Source organism: Nocardia coffeae (assembly GCF_019890715.1).
GTDB classification, from domain to species: Bacteria; Actinomycetota; Actinomycetes; order Mycobacteriales; family Mycobacteriaceae; genus Nocardia; species Nocardia jiangxiensis.
Genome location: NZ_JAINZY010000042.1, coordinates 1 through 3,826, shown reverse-complemented (window position 1 = coordinate 3,826; position 3,826 = coordinate 1). Strand labels below are relative to the sequence as shown.

General features: G+C 65.5%; 5 protein-coding genes. 2 read left to right on the top strand and 3 right to left on the bottom strand.

The annotated features are described in order from the left end of the window. Nucleotides 1-270 precede the first annotated feature (270 nt). Nucleotides 271-981 carry an SDR family NAD(P)-dependent oxidoreductase gene (locus K7711_RS46880; RefSeq protein WP_222979632.1) on the bottom strand — a complete coding sequence of 237 codons (711 nt, stop codon included), beginning with the start codon at nucleotides 979-981 and terminating at the stop codon, nucleotides 271-273. A gap of 23 nt (nucleotides 982-1,004) precedes the next feature. Here K7711_RS46880 and K7711_RS46875 point away from each other — a divergent pair, with 23 nt between their 5' ends. Further along, the gene (locus K7711_RS46875) at nucleotides 1,005-1,466 is read left to right on the top strand and encodes a MerR family transcriptional regulator (protein WP_222979631.1); all 462 of its coding nucleotides are present in this window, start codon (nucleotides 1,005-1,007) and stop codon (nucleotides 1,464-1,466) included. A 170-nt stretch (nucleotides 1,467-1,636) separates the two neighbouring features. Here K7711_RS46875 and K7711_RS46870 read toward each other — a convergent pair whose 3' ends face one another. Next, a complete protein-coding gene (locus tag K7711_RS46870; protein WP_222979630.1) occupies nucleotides 1,637-2,074 on the bottom strand; it encodes an SgcJ/EcaC family oxidoreductase in 438 nt (145 codons plus the stop codon). Nucleotides 2,075-2,096: 22 nt separating this feature from the next. Continuing rightward, nucleotides 2,097-3,041, bottom strand: coding sequence for a helix-turn-helix domain-containing protein (locus tag K7711_RS46865; protein ID WP_222979629.1), 945 nt, complete (start codon nucleotides 3,039-3,041; stop codon nucleotides 2,097-2,099). 261 nt (nucleotides 3,042-3,302) lie between these two features. On the opposite strand from K7711_RS46865, the gene K7711_RS46860 reads away from it, so the two are divergent. Then, nucleotides 3,303-3,698, top strand: coding sequence for a MerR family transcriptional regulator (locus K7711_RS46860; RefSeq protein WP_222979628.1), 396 nt, complete (start codon nucleotides 3,303-3,305; stop codon nucleotides 3,696-3,698). Nucleotides 3,699-3,826: the final 128 nt, after the last annotated feature.

Sequence of the window (3,826 nt, the reverse complement as noted above, 5' to 3'; positions counted from 1 at the left end):
TGGCTTCCCGGTGTTCGTTATCGGCTTGGTGCGGCCAGGCTACTTTAAGGTTGGTGCCACGAGATTGCTTGCAGCATCTCGGGTTGCGAACATCGTGACGTCGACCCGGGCCGTGCGGGACGATCATCTTCGTGACGATTCTGGTTGAGGGCCGGAACACGCCAGGGCCGTGTAACCGTTCAGTGGGAAGACTGGCACCACCTACGGTATGGCCGTTTCGCTCAGCCCGACCAGCGGCATTATCGGGTACTTGACTTCACTAGGTTTTGATCACCAAGGGACGGTGCCTTCGGCGTCGAAGTATCCGCCGGTAGGGCCGTCGTGGTCGATTTGGGCCATGCGCACGATGATTTCGGCGCCCTGCTCGACGGTCTGTGTGCCGGTTCCTGCATTGAGGTCGGTGCTGGTGAATCCGGGCTCCACGGCGTTGATTCGGATGGTGGGGAATGCCTGTGCGTAGCGCAGGGTGATGGCGTTGACGGCGGTCTTGGATGCTGGGTAGGCGACGCCGGGGTAGGCGTATGCCGCTGTGCCTTCGGTGGAGGCCCGGGTCAGGGATGCCAGCCCACTGCTGACGTTGACCACCACCGCGGCGGCCGAGCGCTGCAGCTGTGGCAGAAACGCGTGCAGTGCGCGGACCATGCCGAAAACGTTGGTCTCGAACGTCTTCCGCATCAATTCCGCGGTCACCTCGCCAGCGCCGACTATGGCGTTGGGAGCGCTGCAATCCGGTGCGATGCCGGCATTGTTGACCAGCACGTCGAGCCCACCGTCTGCCTCGATGGTCTCGGCCGCGGCGAGTACGGACGCATCGTCAGTGACGTCGAGCTGAACGGCCCGTGCGCTCAACTGTTCGGCGGCGCGTCGACCGCGGTCAGCATCCCGGCTGCCGATGTAGACGGTATGGCCTGCCGCAACGAGTCGGCGGGCTGTCTCGTAGCCGAGCCCCTTGTTGGCCCCGGTGATCAACGTTGTTGTCATACCGCGACGTTAGAATTTAGAGCGTGCTCGAAGTCAAAGCGCAATCGAGATCCCAATCCGCCCCTTCGAATCCGCAGGCGGGGGTGGGCATTGCCGAGGCCGCCCGTCGCACCGGGGTCAGCGTGCACACGCTGCGCTATTACGAACGCGCCGGTGTGGTCGTCACCACCATCGACAGGACTTCCAGCGGTCGTCGCCGATACCGGCAACTCGATCTGGATTGGATCACCGTGTGCACGAAGCTTCGGGCTACCGGCATGCCTATCAAGACCATCCGGCGCTATGCCCAGCTCGTTGACGCCGGCCACGGTAACGAGCAACAACGACTGGACTTGCTCGAAGCCCACCGCGCCGATGTGATCGCGAAACTTACTGAGCTCCAAGAAAACCTCGAGCTCATCGACCACAAACTCGCTGTCTATCGAGGTCGGCTCGACGCGGGCGACGCCGATAGACTCTGGGCGATCCCACCAGACGCCCGTTGAGCCGCCTCGTCCAGCACAATGCTCCTTGGAAAGGATCGGTACAACGCACGTTCATCGGTATAAGCGCGCGTTGGGAAGCTCTGCCGGGCAGGTGATTTGGGTGATCGACCAACGCCCGCTCCGCGGCATGAGTGCTCACTTGATTTCGGGTTGGTGACGATGCCTGGGCTTTACTCGGCGGCGGCCAGGGATTCCAGGGCCATCGCTGTCTCCAGTGAGATCAAGCGCGAGTTCTGCAGCGATGCGACTTCCCAGCGGTCGTGTTGCCACACGGCGACAAGCAGTTGCATGAAGCGGCGGCTTGCGGGTGGCTGCTGCTCGCCTGGCATCGCCATGACCATGCGGTGGTGCACCACACCCCAGCCCGGCCCGACGATCCGGGCGAACAGCACTTCGCCCTGCACCAGCCGGGAACCCTTCATCACCGTGTCGAAAATCGGCTGATGGGCCGCGATCATCTGCTCGCGGCCCTTGTGAACGGTCCCCTCGAAGTCCACGAGTTCGGCATCGTCCGCGAAATCGGCCAGGAACGCGGCAGCATCACCGCGGTTCCAGCCCTCGAGCATCCGTGCCGGGATGGCACGCATCGCCTCGACCGACTGTTCCATGAGATCACACCTTTCTGCGCTGTCAGCCACCATCCTTACCGGGCCGGGCGGCAAGCGCCTTGATCGTCCGCGCACGGTTGCTGGACGTGAGTGCCGCCGCGTTGTACCCATAGGTGGCCTTGAACAGTCGGCTGAAGTGCGCCGGATCGGCGAACCCCCAGCCAGCCGCGACGGCCGCGACGGTGCGACCGGTCCCGGCCAGCTCTGCGCGGCACCGCTCGAGGCGCCGCCGGCGGATCAGGGCCGCCACCGTCAGCGGCTGGTCCTCGAACAGCTTGTGCAGGCGGCGTACCGACATGTGGTGCGCCGCAGCTATTTTCGGCGGGGCGAGGTCCCTGTCGGACAGTCTCGCCTCGATGAAGCCGACAATTCGGGAACGCAGCGCCTCGTCGGAGGCCGGACGCTCATCATCCAGCTGAGCCGACAACGCCACCGCGATCAGCTCGATCACCGCGGCCGCCGCCCTGTCCGCCTCGTCCGCGCGGAACCCGGTCAGCGACCGCGCCATTTCCCGCGTGAGCGAGGACACCAGCGCGCCGGGGCCACAATCGCCGCGAATACGCATCCCAGCCAGCCGGGCGGCGTCGTCCGGCCGAAGCCGCAGCGAGCGCCGCGGCACCAGCATGGTGACGGTCTCGGTCGCGGTAGTGGCGAACCGGACCGGCCGCACGGGGTCGATCAGGACGAGATCGCCCCGGCTGAGCACAGCGGTGTTGCGCCCCTGCTCAGTACGCACACGCCCCCGCGTAACCAGCTCGATCTGCCACAGCTCGCTGTCGGCGTCGCGGATGGACCGTGCGTCCCGGAAACACTCGCCCTCCGGGCTGAACAGCTTGGCGAGCCGCAAGGGCCCCAGGTCGCGAGTCACGATGCCACCGCGGAAGTCTCCGCCGGCGTGCCGCCGGCCGATCAAGGGCGGCAGGCCACTCGCCGCGAACGTCTCCAGAAAAGCATCAGCGCTGTTCACAGCGCGAACGCTACCGACCAACGACCGGGCTGCGCATTACGAACTTCCTGTATTCGGCATGAGCGCGCGTTGGAAAGCCCTGCCGGGCAGGTGATCTGGGTGATCGACCAACGCCCGCTCGGCGGCATTTGCGAATGTCGGGGATCCCGTACGTTTATGGGTTCGTGCCGATTCTCCGCCCGCCACAACACGATCCGCGCCCGCGTCGCCACCGTCGCATGATGGTCTGAACCTGGAGTGCGCGGGGGTAGGCTCGCAGGGATGCGGATCGGCGAGCTGTCCAAGCGTACGGGCGTGAGTCCGCGCTCACTGCGGTACTACGAAGAGCAGGGCTTGCTGACCAGCTCACGCTCCGACGCGGGACAGCGTCACTATTCCGATGCCGCGGTCGAGCGCGTGTCGCTCATCCGACAGCTGTTCGACGCGGGTATGTCCAGCCGGGTGATCGCGACTGTGCTGCCGTGCGTGGACGTCCCCAATGACCTGGGCGTCGCCGAGGAGACGTTCACGGCGATGACGCGCGAGCGCGACCGGATCGACGCCGACATCGCGCATTTGATCGAGACCCGAGATGCGCTCGACGTGCTGATCAGGGCCAACAACCGGCACCGGTCGGAGCTGTCCGCCGCCCCGGAACCGGTGGCGCAGTCGGCCTGATGCTGTGACCTGCCTCTCAGCCGGTTGCCCCTTACATCGGTGTGAGGGATGAGGATGGCTACAGAGCCCGGAACCACCGGGGTCGGTCACACAGGAGGCGGCGAAAGATGAGGCAGGCGTGGGGTTTC

Bases quoted from the DNA above. Each gene is read 5' to 3' on its own strand.
- K7711_RS46880 (WP_222979632.1), bottom strand. From the start codon at position 981: ATGACAACAACGTTGATCACCGGGGCCAACAAGGGGCTCGGCTACGAG.
- K7711_RS46870 (WP_222979630.1), bottom strand. From the start codon at position 2,074: ATGGAACAGTCGGTCGAGGCGATGCGTGCCATCCCGGCACGGATGCTC.
- K7711_RS46860 (WP_222979628.1), top strand. From the start codon at position 3,303: ATGCGGATCGGCGAGCTGTCCAAGCGTACGGGCGTGAGTCCGCGCTCA.